The following is a 15,869-nucleotide window of genomic DNA, read 5'->3' on the forward strand; positions in this document are numbered from 1 at the left end:
CTCAGGCCGCCCGTCGTTGCGGATGATGGGGCGGGGCCATGACCAGGCCGCCGGGGCCACGAACCGGGCGGGCGCCCAGCCGGTGCTGCAGGATGTGTTCCCCTTCCGAGGTGGCGGCGCGGGCGTAGCTGGGCAGGGTGGGGTGGACCTCGCAGACCAGGGCCTGGGCGGCGGCCACGGCCAGCATGCGTCCGCGCCAACTCAGACCGGCCGCGCCCCAGATATAGATCGCCGCCACCGGATCACCCGGGCGGGCCACCAGGGCGTCCAGCGGGGCGAGCGCGTCGAACTGGCCCTTGGCCAGATCCGGCAGGGCCAAGGGCGTCAGGGGAATGGCGGAGACGGCGGCCGAGAACCCCTCGTCGGCGCGAGCGACGAAGCAGGCGCAGCCGGTGCGGGCCTGAACCCGGCGAAGCGTGTCGGCGGTGGCGATGGCCTCGCCCACCAGCTGGACCGCAGCCGCACGACCGGCCTCGATCTCCGGATCGGTCGCCAGCGAAAATCCCAGCCGCCTCAGGACGGTCAGGGTGCGATCAACGTGGTGAGTCTGGATGGGCACGGGCGGCCTCGACTTGTGCGAACCCGCCATTTGGTAGAGCGTTGATCCCGAACCCGGCAGTCACAAAGGTTGCATGGGGGCGCCACGGTTCTTTGGGGTCTGGCTGGCGCGCCTTGAGCGCGGGGCCGCCGTCGGTTTTGGGGCGAGGCATGGACGAATTCGAGCGCACGCGCGCCGACTGGGATGACATCAAGGCGTTCGTCGCAGCGGCCCAGGCCGGCAGCTTTGGCGCGGCCGCGCGTCGCCTGCGCACCAGCCAGCCGACCGTCACCCGCCGGATCGACGACCTGGAAACCCGTCTGGGCGCCCGGCTGTTCGACCGGGGCATTCGCGGGGTCACCCTGACCCGGGTGGGCGAGCTGGTCTATGACCGGGCGCTGACCATGCAGCAGGCCTCGGTCGATATCGAGCGGCTGGTGCTGAACAACGACCAACCCGACGCCGGCGAGGTGCGGATCGCGGCGCCCGAGGGCGTCGCCGGCTATGTGCTGGGCGTGGAAGTCGCGGAATTCATGCGGGAGAATCCCGCCATCCGCCTGTCCCTCGACTGTGGCGGTCTGGCCGACAGTCCGGTCGACGCCCACGCAGATCTCTCGATCCAGCTGACCGACGGCGGCTCTCCGGACATCGTGGCCACGCCGCTGGCGACCCTGCACTACGCCCTGTTCGCCTCCAGGGACTATCTGGACACGTATGGGGCCCCCACGCGTTTGGAGGCGGCGGCCGGCCACAGGTTCATCTATCACGCCGCCCAGATCCGCGACCGCTGGGGCGCGCGCACCGCCGCCTTCCTGGAACTGGCTGCGCCCGCCCTGGTGCTGAATTCCTCGACCGCCATGCTGCACGCCATTCAGAGGGGCGCCGGCATCGGGGCCATTCCCACCGCGATCGTCAGTCTCGCCCCGGATCTGGTGATGCTCGACATCCCGCCCCTGGCCTCGGCGCCCCTGTGGCTCTGCCAGCACCGGGACTCGGTGAAGAATCCGCGCGTGATGCGGGTCTGCGACTGGCTGGTCTCGGCCTTCGACGCCCGCGATCGGCCCTGGTTCCGCAAGGAATTCATTCATCCGCGCGAATTTTCGACCTGGTCGTGGCCGGCGGTCTCCGCCCGCGCCTGAGCGACGGCGTCTCAATCCGCCCTTAACCTCACCCTGGCATTGTAGAGCTGCTCGTCCTGGGCGGTTTTCGAGGGGTGACATGGCTGGTGATCCGGCGCCCACGCTGTCCCCCGACGAGGAGGGGCCCTTCGGCCTCGGCCTGTCGCGCGGGGCGTGTGATCGCGCGACCCGCCTGGCCCGCGCCCTGTTTCCCGGTGACAACGCCCAGGTCGTGCTGCTGCATGAGGGCCGGATCTGGCGCAGCCGTGATCCCCTGGGGCGGCAAGGCGACATCGAGGACGTCGCTGCCGGCGTCGCGCTCAGCACCGGCCAGCCCATCTGGGTGGAGGACGGACGCACCGATCCCCGCTTCAGCGACCACGTCCTGGTCACCGGACCGACGGGCATGCGGTTCTATGCCGGGGCGCCGCTGCGCCTGGGCGACGGCACCACCCCGGGTGTCCTGGCCGTCTATGGCGGCACGCCTCGGGGCTATGACGCCTTCCTGGCCGCGCGGCTCAATGACCTGGCCGAGTTCATCGCTGACGAATGGGCCCGGGCCCAGGCCGACCGGGCGCGCGAACAGAACCGGCGCGAGCGGGACGCCGTCATGGCGACGCTCAGCGCCGTGGTGCGGACCGCGCCCGTCTCGCTGCTGCTGACCGACACTGATCTGAGGGTCCAAGATTGCAGCGGACGGTGGGCCGCGCAGTTTGGCCTGACCCCCGATGAGGTGGTGGGCAGGAATCTGGAGGACATCGCGCCCCCCGCTTATCTGCGCTGGAAGGGAGCCTTTGACGCGTGCCTGGAGGGCCAGTCCGTCCGCTTCGACCAGACGAGCTTCGACCTGCCAGGCGGCGGACAGAAGTGGTTTTCAGCCGAATTCAAACCCTGGCGCACGGCGTCGGGTGAGATCGGCGGTGTGATCGCCGGCAGCCATGACGTGACCGAGATGGTCGAGGCTCTCAAGCGCACCGAGCGCTCGGAGCAGCGGCTGACCCTCGCGTTGGGGACCGCCGACATCCACGTCTATGACATGGACTACGAGCGCGAGGAGCTGTTCAAAGCCGGGCTGGAGGAGCGCTTCTTCGGCGAGGAAAAGACCTTCGAGGAGCTCAATCGCGACGTCTGGTCGACCATCCATCCCGAAGACCGGCCGATCGCCAAGGCGGCCTGGAAGCGCTACCTGACCGCAGGCGAGCCCTATGCCCCGGAATATCGCATCAATCGTGCGGACGGCCGTGAGGTGTGGGTGGTCTCCACCTGCCAGCTGGTCACCGACGATGAAGGCCGTCCGATCCGGCTGATCGGGGCCCTCCAGAACATCACCGCCCGCAAGGTCGCCGAGCGCGCCCTGGTGCAGGCCAAGGAGGACGCCGAGGCCGCCAATCGCGCCAAGTCCACCTTCCTGGCCACCATGAGCCACGAGATCCGCACCCCGCTGAACGGGGTGCTGGGCATGGCCCAGGCCATGGCGGCGGACAGCCTGTCGGAGGTTCAGCGCGAACGCCTCGACGTCATCCATCAGTCCGGCGAGACCCTGCTGGCGATCCTCAACGACGTGCTCGACCTGTCCAAGATCGAGGCCGGCAAGCTGGAGCTGGAAGAGGCCGAGTTCGACATCAGCGAACTGGCCCGCGGCGCCCATGGCGCCTTCACCGCCATCGCCCAGCGCAAGGGCCTGGACTTCGGTCTCACGGTCGACCCGAACGCGCGGGGGATTTATCTCGGTGATTCAACGCGGGTGCGGCAGATCCTCTACAATCTGGTCTCCAACGCCCTGAAGTTCACTGAGCGGGGTCAGGTCAAGGTCTCTGTCGAGCGCACCCAGGACATGCTGCGCCTGGCGGTGTCCGACAGCGGCATCGGCATCGCCCGCGATCGGCTGCAGAGCCTGTTCCAGAAGTTCGAGCAGGCCGACGCCTCCACCACCCGCCGCTATGGCGGCACGGGGCTGGGCCTGTCGATCTGCCGCGAGCTGGTGCAGCTGATGGGCGGCTCCATCGCGGTCGACAGCATACCCGGGCGTGGCACCATCTTCCGGGTCTCGCTGCCGCTGGAGCGGCTGACGGCGGAGACCGAGCCTGTCGCGTCGCGCGCGGCATCGCAGCCGGTCGGCGCGGCGCCCGAGCTGCAGCTGCGCGTGCTGGCGGCGGAGGACAACGCGGTCAATCAGCTGGTGCTCAAGACCTTGCTGGGCCAGGTGGGCATCGAGCCCCTGATCGTCGACAACGGCCTCAAGGCCGTCGAGGCCTGGGCGCGGGAGCCCTGGGATGTGGTGCTGATGGACGTCCAGATGCCGGAGATGGACGGGCCGACCGCCACCGCCCAGATCCGCGCCCGCGAGGCGGCCGAGGGGCGGCCCCGCACCCCGATCGTGGCCCTGACCGCGAACGCCATGGCCCACCAGATCGCCGAATACAAAGCCGCCGGCATGGACGGCTTCGTCGCCAAGCCGATCGAGGTGGCCCGTCTGTTCGCCGTGATCCAGCAGGTGCTGGACGAGGCCGAGGGCTATTCCGCAGGCTCCGAGGCCCGCGCCGCCGAGGCGTAGGCGCCAGCGTCGAACCGCGCCACCGCGTCCGCATAGGCCTGGGCCGTGTGGGGCCAGTTGTTCAAGATCTTGCCGCTCTCGGCCTTGTACCAGCTGGTGCAGGACCCCGCCCATGGGGTCTGGGCCAGGGCGTCCTGCAGATCGTCGTTATAGGCGCGGTTGACCTCCGCGCGGACCGTGATCGGACCCTTGGCCGCAGCGTCCAGCGCCTGGAGCACATAGTCGGCCTGGGCCTCCAGCATGAAGATGATCGAGTTGTGGCCGAGATTGGTGTTGGGGCCATACAGCATGAACAGGTTGGGGAAGCCCGGAGTGGTGATCCCCAGATAGGCCTCAGGACCATCGGCCCAGGCCTGGTCCAGCCCCAGGCCGTTCGCGCCGGTCACGACGGTGTCGCCAGCGAAGGAGCGGGTTTCGAAGCCGGTGGCGTAGATCACCACCTCTGCCGGGTGTTCCTTCCCGGCCCCGTCGACCACGCCGCCAGGGCTCAGATGCGCCACCCCCTCGGTGACCAGGGCGACATTGGGCCGGGTGAGGGCGGGGTAGAAGTCGTTGGAGATCAACACCCGCTTGCAGCCCAGCTCATAGTCGGGGGTCAGCTTGGCGCGCAGCTCCGGGTCGGCGACCTGGGCGCGAAGGTGGGCGAGCGGGATCGGGACCTCCTCCACCGGCAGGGTTCCGGCCCGGCGCGCGGCCAGCCGGTCCTCGGCCATCTTGAAAATCTCATCCCGCACCGCCTGCATCATGGCCGGACGGGCGCGGAAGGCGGCCATTTCCTCGGCCGTATAGGGCCGATCCATGCGCGGCACGATCCAGTTGGGCGAGCGCTGGAACAGGGTGAGCTGGCCTGCGACCTTGGCGATCTCCGGCACGAACTGGATGGCGCTGGCCCCGTTGCCGATCACCGCCACCTGCTTGCCGGCCAGATCGACGCCGTGATCCCAGCGGGCGGAGTGGAAGGCCGCGCCGGCGAAATTCCCCTGGCCCGGAATGGCCGGGATCTTGGGCCGGTTCAGCTGGCCCCAGGCGGTGACCAGGCTCTCGGCGGTGACCGTGAACCCGTCGTCGGCAGCGATGCGCCATAGGCCCGCGTCGGCGTCCCAGGCGGCCGAGGTCACCTCTGCATTCAGGCGGATGTGCTTGGAAAGGCCATGCTTTTCGACCACGCCCTCGATGTAGGCGAGGATGTCGGGTTGGGCGGAATAGACCCTGGGCCAGTCGGGATTGAGTTCGAAGGAGAAGGAATAGAGGTGGCTGGGAATGTCGCAGCCGCAGCCGGGATAGGTGTTCTCCCGCCAGGTGCCGCCCACCCGGTCCGCCTTTTCCAGGATGAGGAAATCGGTCTCGCCGCGCGCCTGGAGCTTCAGCCCCATGCACAGGCCGGCGAAGCCGGCGCCCAGGATGGCGACCTTGGTATGCACGGTCATAGGCGTCCTCCCGACCCGACTTGGCGGAAAGGCTAGCGGCGGGCCGGTAGGTTATCAACGGTTAGAATGGCGTTGCGACCGCGCGCCTTTCGCCTCGACAAGGCCCGCGAAGGTGGAGAACATGGACCGGTCCTCGCAGGAGTCCGCCATGGGCCGTTCGCTTTCCCTGTCGCTCGCGATCACCGACACCCTGTTCATCGCCTACTGGACCGCAGCCATGCTGGCTCAGGTCGGCATGATCCACCTGCCGCCGTCATGGATGTACGCCGGCTATGGCGAACCCCGGGTGACGGCCTGGAATTGGTCGTTCTTCCCGGTGGATCTGGCCTTTTCGGGGGTTGGCCTTTTCGCGGTGCGGGCCGCCCGGCGGGGCGACGCCCTCTGGCGACCGCTGGCCCTGATTTCGCTGATCCTGACCCAGGTCGCCGGTCTAATGGCGGTGGGCTATTGGGCGCTGCTGGGCGAATTCGACCCGTCCTGGTTTCTGCCGAACCTGGCCCTGGTTCTGTGGCCGATGATCTTCCTGCCTCGGCTGATCTGCGACCTCGCCATCCGCCCGGAGGCCATGGGATGACCTGGCTCGAAGGCGGCGCGGCGCGTCGGCGCAGCTATCATGTCGGCAATCTGCGCGCCCAGCTGCTGGAGGAGGCGCGCGCCCTGCTGGAGACCGGCGGCATAGGTCAGCTGAACCTCCGGGCCCTGGCCGCGCGGGCCGGCATCGCCCCCGGCTCGGTCTATCACCACTACGCCTCCAAGCAGGCCCTTCTGGCGGGTCTGGCCGCTGAGGGATTCGGCGAGCTTGAGGCGGCGTTGCAGGCGGCGGCGGGGACCCAGGCGGTGCCGATCCGCACCTGCGCGCTCGCCTATTTCGGCTTCGCCCGCGCCCAGCCGGCGCTCTACGCCCTGATGTTCGATCCGCCGATCCTGGCCGAGGCGGAGGTGGATGCGGCCCGCGACCGGGCCTTCAAGGTGCTGGAGGCCGCGATCGCCCAGGCGGCCAGCCAGGCCGACCGCGACGAGAAGACCATTCACCAGATCGCGCTCGCCGTCTGGGCCTGCGGCCACGGCGCTGCGGCCATGACCCTTGCAGACCCCAACGACCTCGACGGCCGGCTGATGGAAGAGGTGATTTCCGGCCTCGAGGCCCTGTTCCGCCGCCGCTGACGGCCGCTATCCAAACACCGTTCGCCGGCGCCATCCTCCTGTTGCTGAACGGGAGGAACCAGGACATGGCCGACGGCAACATCACCAAGGACATCATGTACGACGCCGTGGCGCCGGACGACTTCGAGTCGATGCTCGAGCTCGACCGCTACAACGCCCGCTCGACGGCCTTCGACAAGATCATCTCGGCCACCCACGACCATTTCTGGGACCCGCTCGACAAGAAATACATCGATTTCGACGAGCCCTGGGACATGGAGAACGAGGCGCTGCAGCCCGATCACCAGATCATGTCGCTGGGCATCCCCTATGTCCGCGAGCACCTGGAGAAGACCGGGCAGAAGGCCAAGTTCATCAATGAAATGACGCTCTGGAACTTCTCCTCGATCCTGCATGGCGAGCAGGGGGCGTTGAACCTGTCGGCCAGCCTGTGCCACGTGCTGAAGGACCAGGGCGCCCAGGAATACGCCGCCAACCAGACCCGCGAGGAAGCCCGCCACGTCACGGCCTTCGCCAAATATATCAAGGCCCGCTGGGGCCGGCCGCGTCCCTGCGGCTCCGTCCTCAAGCAGCTGCTGGTCGACATCATCGAGGCGCCGGAGGTCTTCAAGAAGATCATCGGCATGCAGATGCTGGTCGAGGGCCTGGCCATGGGCGCCTTCGCCGCCGGCTACCAGTACAACCGCGACCCCCTGGCCAAGAAGCTGTTCCAGCTGGTGATGACCGACGAGGCCTTCCACCACAAGTTCGGGAAGATCTGGGCCGACCGCACGATCCCGAAGATGACCGAGGACGAGCGCAACACGGTGGAGGACTGGGCCGCCCATTGCTTCCAGTCGCTCCTGTTCAACCTGGGCTCGCCCAACCAGATGGCCGATGTCTATCGTGAATTCGGGCTGGACCCTGACAAGGTGCGCGAGGAGATGATCAAGCTCGCCCAGAACGACGAACGCCGCCGCGAGCGCCTGAAGAGCCAGACCAACATCTTCCGGGTGCTCATCAAGACCCTGCACAACGCCGGCCTGATCACCGAGCGGACCCGGCCGTTCTACGCGACCTATGTCGATATGGATGAGCTGAAGGCCGAGGGCGACAAGATGGTCGGCGATGACATCGCCGAGGAGGGGATCAAGTACCTCCAGGAGATCAATTTCAAGGACCGCTCGGCCCGTCCGGTGTCAATCGCGGCCGAATAGCCGGGCCGACTGCGCCCAGAGATCACGCCCGCCGCGTTCGCGCGGCGGGCGTCTTGCGTTCCGGGGCAAGCCTCGGGCCTTGGGCGTGCGCGAAAGCCACAGGCGGGAGCGCAAGCGCCGCGTGCGACTTGCGCGTGTCGGATCAGCCGACTAGCGTCACCGTCGTTCCGCGAACCTGTTCGCGGCGGGAATGGACTGAGATGAACGGCAAGACCGGACAGATGTGCGTGGCAGGGGGGCTCAATTTTACGAGCTCGCTCCCGCTTGCCTGCCTCCCGTCCGCCGACCCTGTCCCTCTGAAATCCGGTCCTTCCCATGTCCTTCGCCGTCACCGCCGCCCAGCTTTCCAAGTCCTACCGCTACTCTAGACGCGGCCGCGGCTGGCGCGCCGCCTTCTCTTCCGAACAGGTGACCATCGAGGCCGTGGCCGGCGTCGATTTCCAGATTGCGCCTGGCGAACGGGTGGCGATCATCGGGCCGAATGGCGCGGGCAAGTCGACCACGCTGAAGATGTTGTCCGGCATCCTGCAGCCCTCGTCCGGCGCGGCCACCGTGCTGGGCCTGGTTCCCTGGCGCCAGCGCAAGGCGCTCGCCTATCGGATCGGGGTGGTGTTCGGCCAGCGCTCCCAGCTGTGGGGCGAACTGCCGGCCCGCGACAGCTTCGACCTGTTGCGCCATGTCTATGACCAGGACGCCAGGGTGTTCGCCCGGCGCCTCGGCGAGATGAGCGAGCGCTTCGCCCTGGGCGAACTGCTCGACCAGCCGGTCCACCGCATGTCTCTGGGGCAGCGGATGCGGTGCGAGATCACCGCCAGCCTGCTGCATGGACCAGAGCTGCTGTTCCTGGACGAACCGACCATCGGCCTCGATGTCACCGCCAAGGCCGCGATCCGCGACTTCATTCGCGAGCATGCCCGCGACCACGGCCTGACCGTGCTGCTGACCAGCCACGACACCCGCGACATCGAGCTGGTCTGCGACCGGGTCATTGTCGTCAATCAGGGGCGGATCGTGGTCGACCAGCCGACCGACCAGCTGCGCCGCCGGTTCCTGGGCCGCAAGATCATCACCTTCCAGTCGGCCGGCGCCGCGGTGTCTCTGGACCTGCCCGGCGTCACGCGCCGTGCGGGCGCCGCCCACGCCACAGTGCTGGAGGTCGACACCCGCGTGGTGCGCGTCGAACAGGTCATAGCCGCCGCCATGGCCGACGGCGGCATCGAGGACGTGACCATCGAGGATCCTCCCATGGAGGAGGTGATCCATGACATCTACGCTGCGGCGCGCTGAGGCCCGCTCGACCCTGCGGGCGGCGGCGAGCGCCCTGCGCATGGGCTTCGACCAGACCCTGGCGGGTTGGCCGGTCCTGGCCGGGCGCTGCCTGTTCTTCGGCCTGATCATGACGGTGCTGTCGGCCCTGTGGGACAAGGTGGCGGCGGAGCAGGTGGCCGGGGCTATCGCCCTGCCGCCGGGCGGGGTGGTGCTCTATGTCGGGGCGACCGAGTGGATCACCCTCTCGCTGCCGGCGGTCTATCTGCGGTTCGAGGACGACATCCGCTCCGGCGGGCTGGAGATCCATCTGCTGCGGCCCAAGCCCTATCTGCTCCAGACCCTGGCCCTGGGGTTGGGCGGCGGCCTGGCGCGGCTGGCGGCCCTCGGGGTGACGGCGATCCTGCTGCTGGCCCTGTCTGGCCGAGCCTGGCCGCCCCTGGAGGGGCTGGCCTTCCTGCTGGTGCTGGGTCCCTTGGGTTTGCTGGTCGGGGTGATGCTCTACGCCCTGGCTGGCTTGGCGGCCTTCTGGGCGAGGCGAACCCTGCCGTTCCAGCTGATCATCCAGAAGCTGATGTTCCTGCTGGGCGGGCTGTTCGCGCCCGTGACCCTCTATCCGGCCGCCCTGGCCGAGGTGGCGCGCGCGTCGCCCTTCGCCGCTCACCTCTATTGGGCCGGCGCCCAGGTGATGGCGCCTTCGCTCATGGGATTCCTGGTGGGGGCAGGTTGGCAGCTCGCCTGGATCTTGCTCCTGGGCGCGGCCTGTCTCGGCCTATGGCGCCTGGGTCTGGCCAAGCTGTTGCGGGAGGGGACGATATGATCGCGGCCCTGCGCCTATATGCGACCCAGGTCGTCCTCGCCAACCGCATGGCCCTGGCCGACCGCGCCAATTTCGCGCTTCAGGCCGGCGGCATGTTCATCAACAACGCCTTCATGCTGGTGCTCTGGGGCCTGTTCTTCGCCGGATTCAAGAGCGTGGGCGGCTGGCGACAGGGGGACATGGCGCTGTTGATGGGGATCACCATGACGGTGGTCGGCGTCAGCGGAGTCGCGTTCGGCGGCTATCGCGACATGGCCGCCACCATCCTGCGCGGTGAGCTCGACGCTCTGCTGACCCAGCCCAAGGGACTGATGGGCCGATTGCTGGCGCGCGAGTGCCTGGCCACCGCCTGGGGCGACCTGATCGGCGGACCGCTGCTGCTGGCCGGCTTCGCGCGGCTCTCCTGGGGCGAGGCGCCCCTGGTGGTGGCCGGGATCGCCGGCGGGACCGTGGTCTATGTCTCGGCCGGGGTCTGTTTCGCCAGCCTGGCCTTCTGGGCCAGCGGCGCCCGCAGCTTCGCCCGAGACCTGACCGATTTCACCCTGGTGTTCTCGACCTATCCCGGCTCGATCTATCGCGGCGCGGTGAAGGCCATCGCCTTCAGCATCCTGCCGGCGGGCTTCGTGGTGATGGCGCCGGTCAGGATGGTGCGCGACGCCAGCGTGGAGACCGCCGCCATGGTGGCGGGCGCGGCCGTGCTCTATGCCGCCCTGGCCATGGCCCTGTTCCATCTGGGGCTGAGCCGCTATCGGCGTGGCGCATCGGTCGCGGGCTGAACCGGAAGGCGCATTGATCCATCTCCGCTTGATTTCGCGCGCGAAGCCCGCTCGTTAGACGCCATGAGCCGCACCCGGATCACCGTCGCTGGCGCGGGCGCCATGGGCCTGACTGCGGCGCTTGCCCTGGCCGAGGCTGGTTGCACGGTGACGGTGTTTGATCCGGCGCCGCTGGCGGCCAACGCCTCGGGCATGGCGGCGGGCATGCTGGCGCCGGCCTTTGAGGCGGCGCTCGATCCTGAGGCGCGTGACCATTTCGACCTGCTTCTGGCGGCGAGGAACCTCTGGCCCGCGCTGGAGACCCGGCTGGGGATCGACCTGGACCGGGGCGGCGCCCTGGCGGTGGGTTCAGACGTCCATCTGGAGCGCAGCGACCGGGCCCTACGCCGGCTGGGCCTGCATCCCACTGTCCTGCCCAGACGGGCCCTGGCCGACCTGGCGCCCGGCCTCGCGCCACAATGGACCTCGGCCATACTGACCCGCGAGGACTGGCGGATCGATCCGGCCCGGGCGCTGACCCTGATGCGCGCCGCCGCCGAGGCCCTGGGCGTGGTGTTCCAGGCCCGCGCCGCCACCGGCTTCGAGGGCGCGGACAGGCTGGTGATCGCCACTGGGGCTGGCCGCGACCTGGGCGTCGTGGCGCCGGAGCTGGCGCGCCTGCACCCCATCAAGGGCCAGCTGGTCCGGACGCGGAACGGCGCCTATGACGGCCTGATGATCCGGGGAGAGGGGGCCTATGCCGTCCCCACGCCAGGCGGCCTGACCCTGGGCGCCACCATGGAGGCGGGGCGCGACGACACCGATATCGATCCGGACAGGATCGCGGCGCTCAAGGCGGTCGGCATGGAGCTGTTTCCGGCCTTGTCGGCTTCGATTGGCGACCTGGCCCAGGCCGGGGTGCGGGCGGCGACGCCGGACGGCCTGCCCCTGGTCGGGCGCGGCCGCCATCATGGAGTGCTGCTGGCCACCGGCGCGCGGCGCAACGGCTGGCTGCTGGCGCCCCTGGCCGCCAAGATCATCGCGGCTTGCGTGACGGAAGGGGAGGCGGGTCCCTATGCCGGCCGCCTGGACCCCGCGCGGTTCTCCGCCTGACGGCCGGGTTGCAAGAACGATCCCGGGGAGGGACGAAATGAGTGGTTTCTGGTTCAGCGACGAACAGGAAGCGATCCGCGAGAGCGTGGCCCGGCTGTGCGCGGGGTTTGACGCCGACTACTGGCGCAAGACCGACGAGACGGGCGACTTCCCCGAGGCCTTCGTGGCGGCCATGGCGGCCGGCGGCTGGCTGGGCGCAGCCATGCCGGTCGAGCTGGGCGGATCGGGCCTGGGCCTGACCGAGGCGGCGATCGTCATGCAGGCGGTGGCGCAGTCCGGCGCGGGGTTTTCCGGGGCCAGCGCCCTGCACCTGAACATCTTCGGTCCCATGCCGATCGCCAAGTTCGGGACCGACGCCCAGAAGCAACGCCACATTCCCCGGCTGATCGCCGGAGAGGACAAGATGTGCATCGGCATCACCGAGCCGGACTCGGGCCTGGACACCACCAGCCTGACCACCCGCGCCGACCGCATTCCCGGCGGCTATGTGCTGAACGGCCGCAAGCTGTGGACGACGTCGGCCCAGCGGGCCAACAAGTTCCTGATCATCGCGCGCACCACGCCGCGCGATCAGGTGAAGAAGTCCACCGAAGGGCTGTCGCTGTTCTACACCGACTTCGACCGCAGCCGGATCGAGGCCAAGCCGATCCCGAAGATGGGCCGCAAGGCGGTCGAGTCCAACGCGGTGTTCATCGACAATCTGGAGATCCCGCAGGATGACCTGATCGGCGAGGAGGGGCGCGGCTTCTACTATCTGCTGCAGGGTTTGAACCCCGAGCGGGTGCTGTTCGGAGCCGAGGCCGTGGGCCTGGGCCGCGCGGCCCTGGCGAGGGCGACGAGCTACGCCAAGGAACGGGTGGTGTTCGGCCGGCCCATTGGTCAGAACCAGGGTATCGCTCACCCCTTGGCCAAGGCCTGGGCGGAGCTGGAGGCGGCCAATCTGATGGCCTTCAAGGCCGCCGCCCTCTACGACGCCGGCCGCGAGTGCGGGGCCGAGGCCAACGCCGCCAAGTATCTGGGCGGCGAGGCCGGCTTCAACGCCTGCGAGACGGCGATCCTGACCCACGGCGGCATGGGCTACGCCAAGGAGTACGACGTCGAGCGCTATTTCAGGGAATCGATGATCGCCCGCATCGCGCCGATCAGTCGTGAGATGGTTTTCAACTTCATCGCTGAACGGGTCTTGGGCTTGGCGAAGAGTTATTAGTGACCAGACCCAAATTGGGCCGCCCTCACTTTGGGGGTTAACCCGAACACAGGTCTAGTTCCGCAGTATTCGAGTCTCCTCGAGGGCGGACACATGACCAAGGCGCCGGGCGAACTGGACTCCATCCCGGAAGGGGAGATTGCGACGGCCTATGTCCCTGTAGTTCGAGGATATTTGATCGCCGCCACCTGCTATTATTGCTTTATTGGCGTCGCGCACTGGTTCTACGAGACCGGCGCGGTGCTGGCCTACCTGGATGGACTGGCGGTGTTGGCCGCCGTGAGCGCCTTCGCCTTCTGGCGCCATCTTGCGCGCACAGCCGTGAGCTTGGTGCGACTTGAGGTCGCAGCTGCGAGCATCAACACCCTGTTCCTGATGAATGTGGTGGCCTATCTGACCTTTCACTTCGAGCCGCTGAAGCTGGTCTATTTCGTGCTGATGGCCCTGGTGTTCGGCACCTCCGCGCCCAGCCGCCGGGTGGCCTATGGCAGCGTCGCGGCCGCGGTGACCGGCTTCCTGATGCTGGCCCGCAACGCGCCGGGCGACCTGATCAGCCAGTACGCCTTCGTCGGCGTCGCAGGCGTGTTCGCTTCCATCGGCATGTCGACCCTGATGCGCGGCGCGGTGCTGCGCGAGCTGCGCGCCCGCCTGGCCTCGGACGCCCTCAATCGCCAGCTGCATGAGAAGCTCGAGGAGAACGAAAGGCTGCACGCCGAGGCCCAGGATCTGGTGATCACCGCCCAGGCTGCCAACCGGGCCAAGACCGAGTTCCTCGCCACCATCAGCCACGAGATCCGCACGCCGCTGAACGGGGTGTTGGGCATGGCCCAGGCCATGGCTCAGGACAATCTGCCCGAGGTTCAGCGCGGCCGCCTGGCCCTGGTCCAGACCTCGGCCCGCACCCTGCTGGATGTCGTCAATGATGTGCTCGACATCTCCAAGATCGAGGCCGGCAAGATGGAGCTGCTGCCGGCGACCTTCTCCTTCGACCGGTTCGCCGAGGCCATGCGTCGGCTCTATGGCAGCCTGGCTCAGGAGCGTGGCCTGGATTTCGCCTTCGAGGTTGAGCCCGGCGCGGCCGGCTGGCGGCGCGGCGACGAGGTGCGGCTGCGCCAGGTGCTGAGCAACCTGATCTCCAACGCGCTCAAGTTCACCGATCACGGCTCCATCCAGGTGCTGGTCACCGGCGACGCGGCCGGCATTTGCGTCGATGTCACCGACACCGGTGTCGGCATCCCCCTGGAACGTCAGGCGCAGATCTTCGAGAAATTCGTTCAGGCCGACAGCTCCAGCACCCGCCGGGTGGGCGGCACGGGCCTCGGCCTGGCGATCTGCCGCGAGGTGGTGGCCCTGATGGGCGGCGCCATCGCCTTTGACAGCGCGCCCGGTGTCGGCACGCGCTTCAGCTTCCAGATTCCCTTGATCGCGGTCGCGCCGCCGGCCGAGGCGGAAACGGACCACGCCTCGGTCATTGGCTCTGAGGCTGAGCTGAAGGTCCTGGTGGTCGACGACAATTCCACCAACCGCACGGTGTTGCAGACCCTGCTCGGCCATCTGGGCGTGGCCTCCGAGGCGGTGCGCGACGGCGTCGAGGCTGTGGAAGCCTGGGGGCTGGGGGGCTGGGACGTGATCTTGATGGACATCCACATGCCGGAGATGGACGGGCTGGACGCCAGCCGCCTGATCCGCGCCCGGGAGACCGAGACGGGACGCCCCCGAACCCCAATCGTGGCGGTCACCGCCAGCGTCCTGGCCCACGAGACCGAGGGCTATTTCGCCGCCGGCATGGACCATGTCATCGCCAAGCCGATCGAGGTCCAGCGGCTGCTTGAGGTGATCGAGCTGTGCCTCACCCCGGCGCCGACCGCCAGCCTGGCGGCCAGCGCCTGACGGACCTCACTGCGCCAGCTTGAAGCGGATCGGGATGCGCACGCTGGCGCCGTCCACCGGGCGGCCGTCCTCGGTCTGCGGGCTCATGCGGAAATAGGGGGCGAGCTTCAGGGCCGCCGTGCCGAAGCCGGCCTCGGCCGGGGTCTCGGAGATCGCGCGGCAATCGCGCACCGCGCCGGTGGCCGCCACCACGCAGGCCAGGGTGGCGACGCCCTCGGTTCCCCGCCGCATCGCCCCGTCGGGATAGACCCGGGCCATCTCCCGCGCGCCGGGCCTGTTGAGCCATTGGGGTTGGCCGATCACCGGCGGGACGGGCGGGGCCTGGGGTTGTGGCGGGGCGACGGGCAGGGTGATCGGGCCGGCCGGCGTGACGGTGGCCTGGGTCGGATCGACGGGCGGCGCTGGGGTCGGCGGAATAGGCGGGGCCAGGCGGGGGATGGGCTGGTGGATATTGGGGCGCGGCTTCGGCGGCGCGACGGTGGCCGTCGGCTTTGGCGGCGGGCCGAGGGTGATGATCACCGGCGGGTCGCCGGTCGTCGCCGGCTCCGGCGGCGCGGCGACGAACCTTTGGACGCCCAGATAGCCGAGCAGCGCCACATGGGCGCAGATCGACAGGCCGATGGCGACGGAGGCGGGCCGCGACAGGCGTGGCCGAGAGACGGGAATCCCCGCATAGGCGGGGGCGAACGGACCGGTTGTCATGACGTCTCCTCCCAGGAGCTTGTTATGGTCACGACGTCAGGGTCGCGCGCCGATCAGGGCCGAACCTTGACCTTGCGGAAGCGGGACGGTGACCTTCCTGAGGCGGCGGCTGAGGCGAC

The 15,869-nt window shown here is 68.8% G+C and carries 14 protein-coding genes; 11 read left to right on the forward strand and 3 right to left on the reverse strand.

Translation table 11 applies throughout. From position 1 onward, the window contains the following. Window position 1: 1 nt before the first annotated feature. Window positions 2–559, reverse strand: a complete 558-nt coding sequence (locus tag Q7P21_RS01955; protein WP_304175484.1) for a hypothetical protein — start codon at window positions 557–559, stop codon at window positions 2–4. A 149-nt stretch (window positions 560–708) separates the two neighbouring features. On the opposite strand from Q7P21_RS01955, the gene Q7P21_RS01960 reads away from it, so the two are divergent. Continuing rightward, a complete protein-coding gene (locus Q7P21_RS01960) occupies window positions 709–1,677 on the forward strand; it encodes a LysR family transcriptional regulator (protein ID WP_304168777.1) in 969 nt (322 codons plus the stop codon). A gap of 79 nt (window positions 1,678–1,756) precedes the next feature. Further along, window positions 1,757–4,210, forward strand: a complete 2,454-nt coding sequence (locus Q7P21_RS01965) for an ATP-binding protein (RefSeq protein ID WP_304175485.1) — start codon at window positions 1,757–1,759, stop codon at window positions 4,208–4,210. On the opposite strand, the gene Q7P21_RS01970 is transcribed toward Q7P21_RS01965, so the two are convergent. Further along, window positions 4,171–5,637, reverse strand: coding sequence for an NAD(P)/FAD-dependent oxidoreductase (locus tag Q7P21_RS01970; RefSeq protein ID WP_304175487.1), 1,467 nt, complete (start codon window positions 5,635–5,637; stop codon window positions 4,171–4,173). The genes Q7P21_RS01965 and Q7P21_RS01970 overlap by 40 nt on opposite strands. A 148-nt stretch (window positions 5,638–5,785) precedes the next feature. Here Q7P21_RS01970 and Q7P21_RS01975 point away from each other — a divergent pair, with 148 nt between their 5' ends. From Q7P21_RS01975 to Q7P21_RS02015, 9 genes are all read left to right on the forward strand, one after another. Beyond that, window positions 5,786–6,211 carry a DUF5360 family protein gene (locus tag Q7P21_RS01975; protein WP_304172242.1) on the forward strand — a complete coding sequence of 142 codons (426 nt, stop codon included), beginning with the start codon at window positions 5,786–5,788 and terminating at the stop codon, window positions 6,209–6,211. Next, complete coding sequence (locus tag Q7P21_RS01980) at window positions 6,208–6,801, forward strand: TetR/AcrR family transcriptional regulator (RefSeq protein ID WP_304175489.1); 594 nt, start codon at window positions 6,208–6,210, stop codon at window positions 6,799–6,801. Before Q7P21_RS01975 ends, Q7P21_RS01980 begins: the two co-directional genes overlap by 4 nt. Window positions 6,802–6,866: 65 nt before the next feature. Further along, on the forward strand, window positions 6,867–7,997 hold the full coding sequence (locus tag Q7P21_RS01985) for a ferritin-like domain-containing protein (protein WP_304175491.1): 1,131 nt from the start codon (window positions 6,867–6,869) through the stop codon (window positions 7,995–7,997). A 315-nt stretch (window positions 7,998–8,312) separates the two neighbouring features. Beyond that, window positions 8,313–9,284 carry an ATP-binding cassette domain-containing protein gene (locus tag Q7P21_RS01990; RefSeq protein ID WP_304170950.1) on the forward strand — a complete coding sequence of 324 codons (972 nt, stop codon included), beginning with the start codon at window positions 8,313–8,315 and terminating at the stop codon, window positions 9,282–9,284. Then, window positions 9,259–10,083, forward strand: a complete 825-nt coding sequence (locus Q7P21_RS01995; RefSeq protein ID WP_304170949.1) for an ABC-2 family transporter protein — start codon at window positions 9,259–9,261, stop codon at window positions 10,081–10,083. The genes Q7P21_RS01990 and Q7P21_RS01995 overlap by 26 nt, the downstream gene beginning before the upstream one ends. Continuing rightward, complete coding sequence (locus Q7P21_RS02000) at window positions 10,080–10,859, forward strand: ABC-2 family transporter protein (RefSeq protein WP_304170948.1); 780 nt, start codon at window positions 10,080–10,082, stop codon at window positions 10,857–10,859. The genes Q7P21_RS01995 and Q7P21_RS02000 overlap by 4 nt, the downstream gene beginning before the upstream one ends. A gap of 63 nt (window positions 10,860–10,922) precedes the next feature. Continuing rightward, window positions 10,923–11,951, forward strand: a complete 1,029-nt coding sequence (locus Q7P21_RS02005) for an FAD-binding oxidoreductase (RefSeq protein ID WP_304170947.1) — start codon at window positions 10,923–10,925, stop codon at window positions 11,949–11,951. A 37-nt stretch (window positions 11,952–11,988) separates the two neighbouring features. Further along, window positions 11,989–13,158 (forward strand): acyl-CoA dehydrogenase family protein, encoded by a 1,170-nt coding sequence (locus Q7P21_RS02010; protein ID WP_304170946.1) that lies wholly within the window; start codon window positions 11,989–11,991, stop codon window positions 13,156–13,158. Window positions 13,159–13,251: 93 nt separating this feature from the next. Further along, on the forward strand, window positions 13,252–15,048 hold the full coding sequence (locus Q7P21_RS02015) for an ATP-binding protein (RefSeq protein ID WP_304175493.1): 1,797 nt from the start codon (window positions 13,252–13,254) through the stop codon (window positions 15,046–15,048). A 6-nt stretch (window positions 15,049–15,054) separates the two neighbouring features. Here the strand turns inward: Q7P21_RS02015 and Q7P21_RS02020 are convergent, their stop codons facing one another. Beyond that, on the reverse strand, window positions 15,055–15,750 hold the full coding sequence (locus tag Q7P21_RS02020) for a TonB family protein (protein WP_304175495.1): 696 nt from the start codon (window positions 15,748–15,750) through the stop codon (window positions 15,055–15,057). Between the last annotated feature and the right edge of the window lie 119 nt (window positions 15,751–15,869).

The sequence above is a fragment of the Phenylobacterium aquaticum genome (assembly GCF_947378715.1).
Taxonomy (GTDB): domain Bacteria; phylum Pseudomonadota; class Alphaproteobacteria; order Caulobacterales; family Caulobacteraceae; genus Phenylobacterium; species Phenylobacterium aquaticum_A.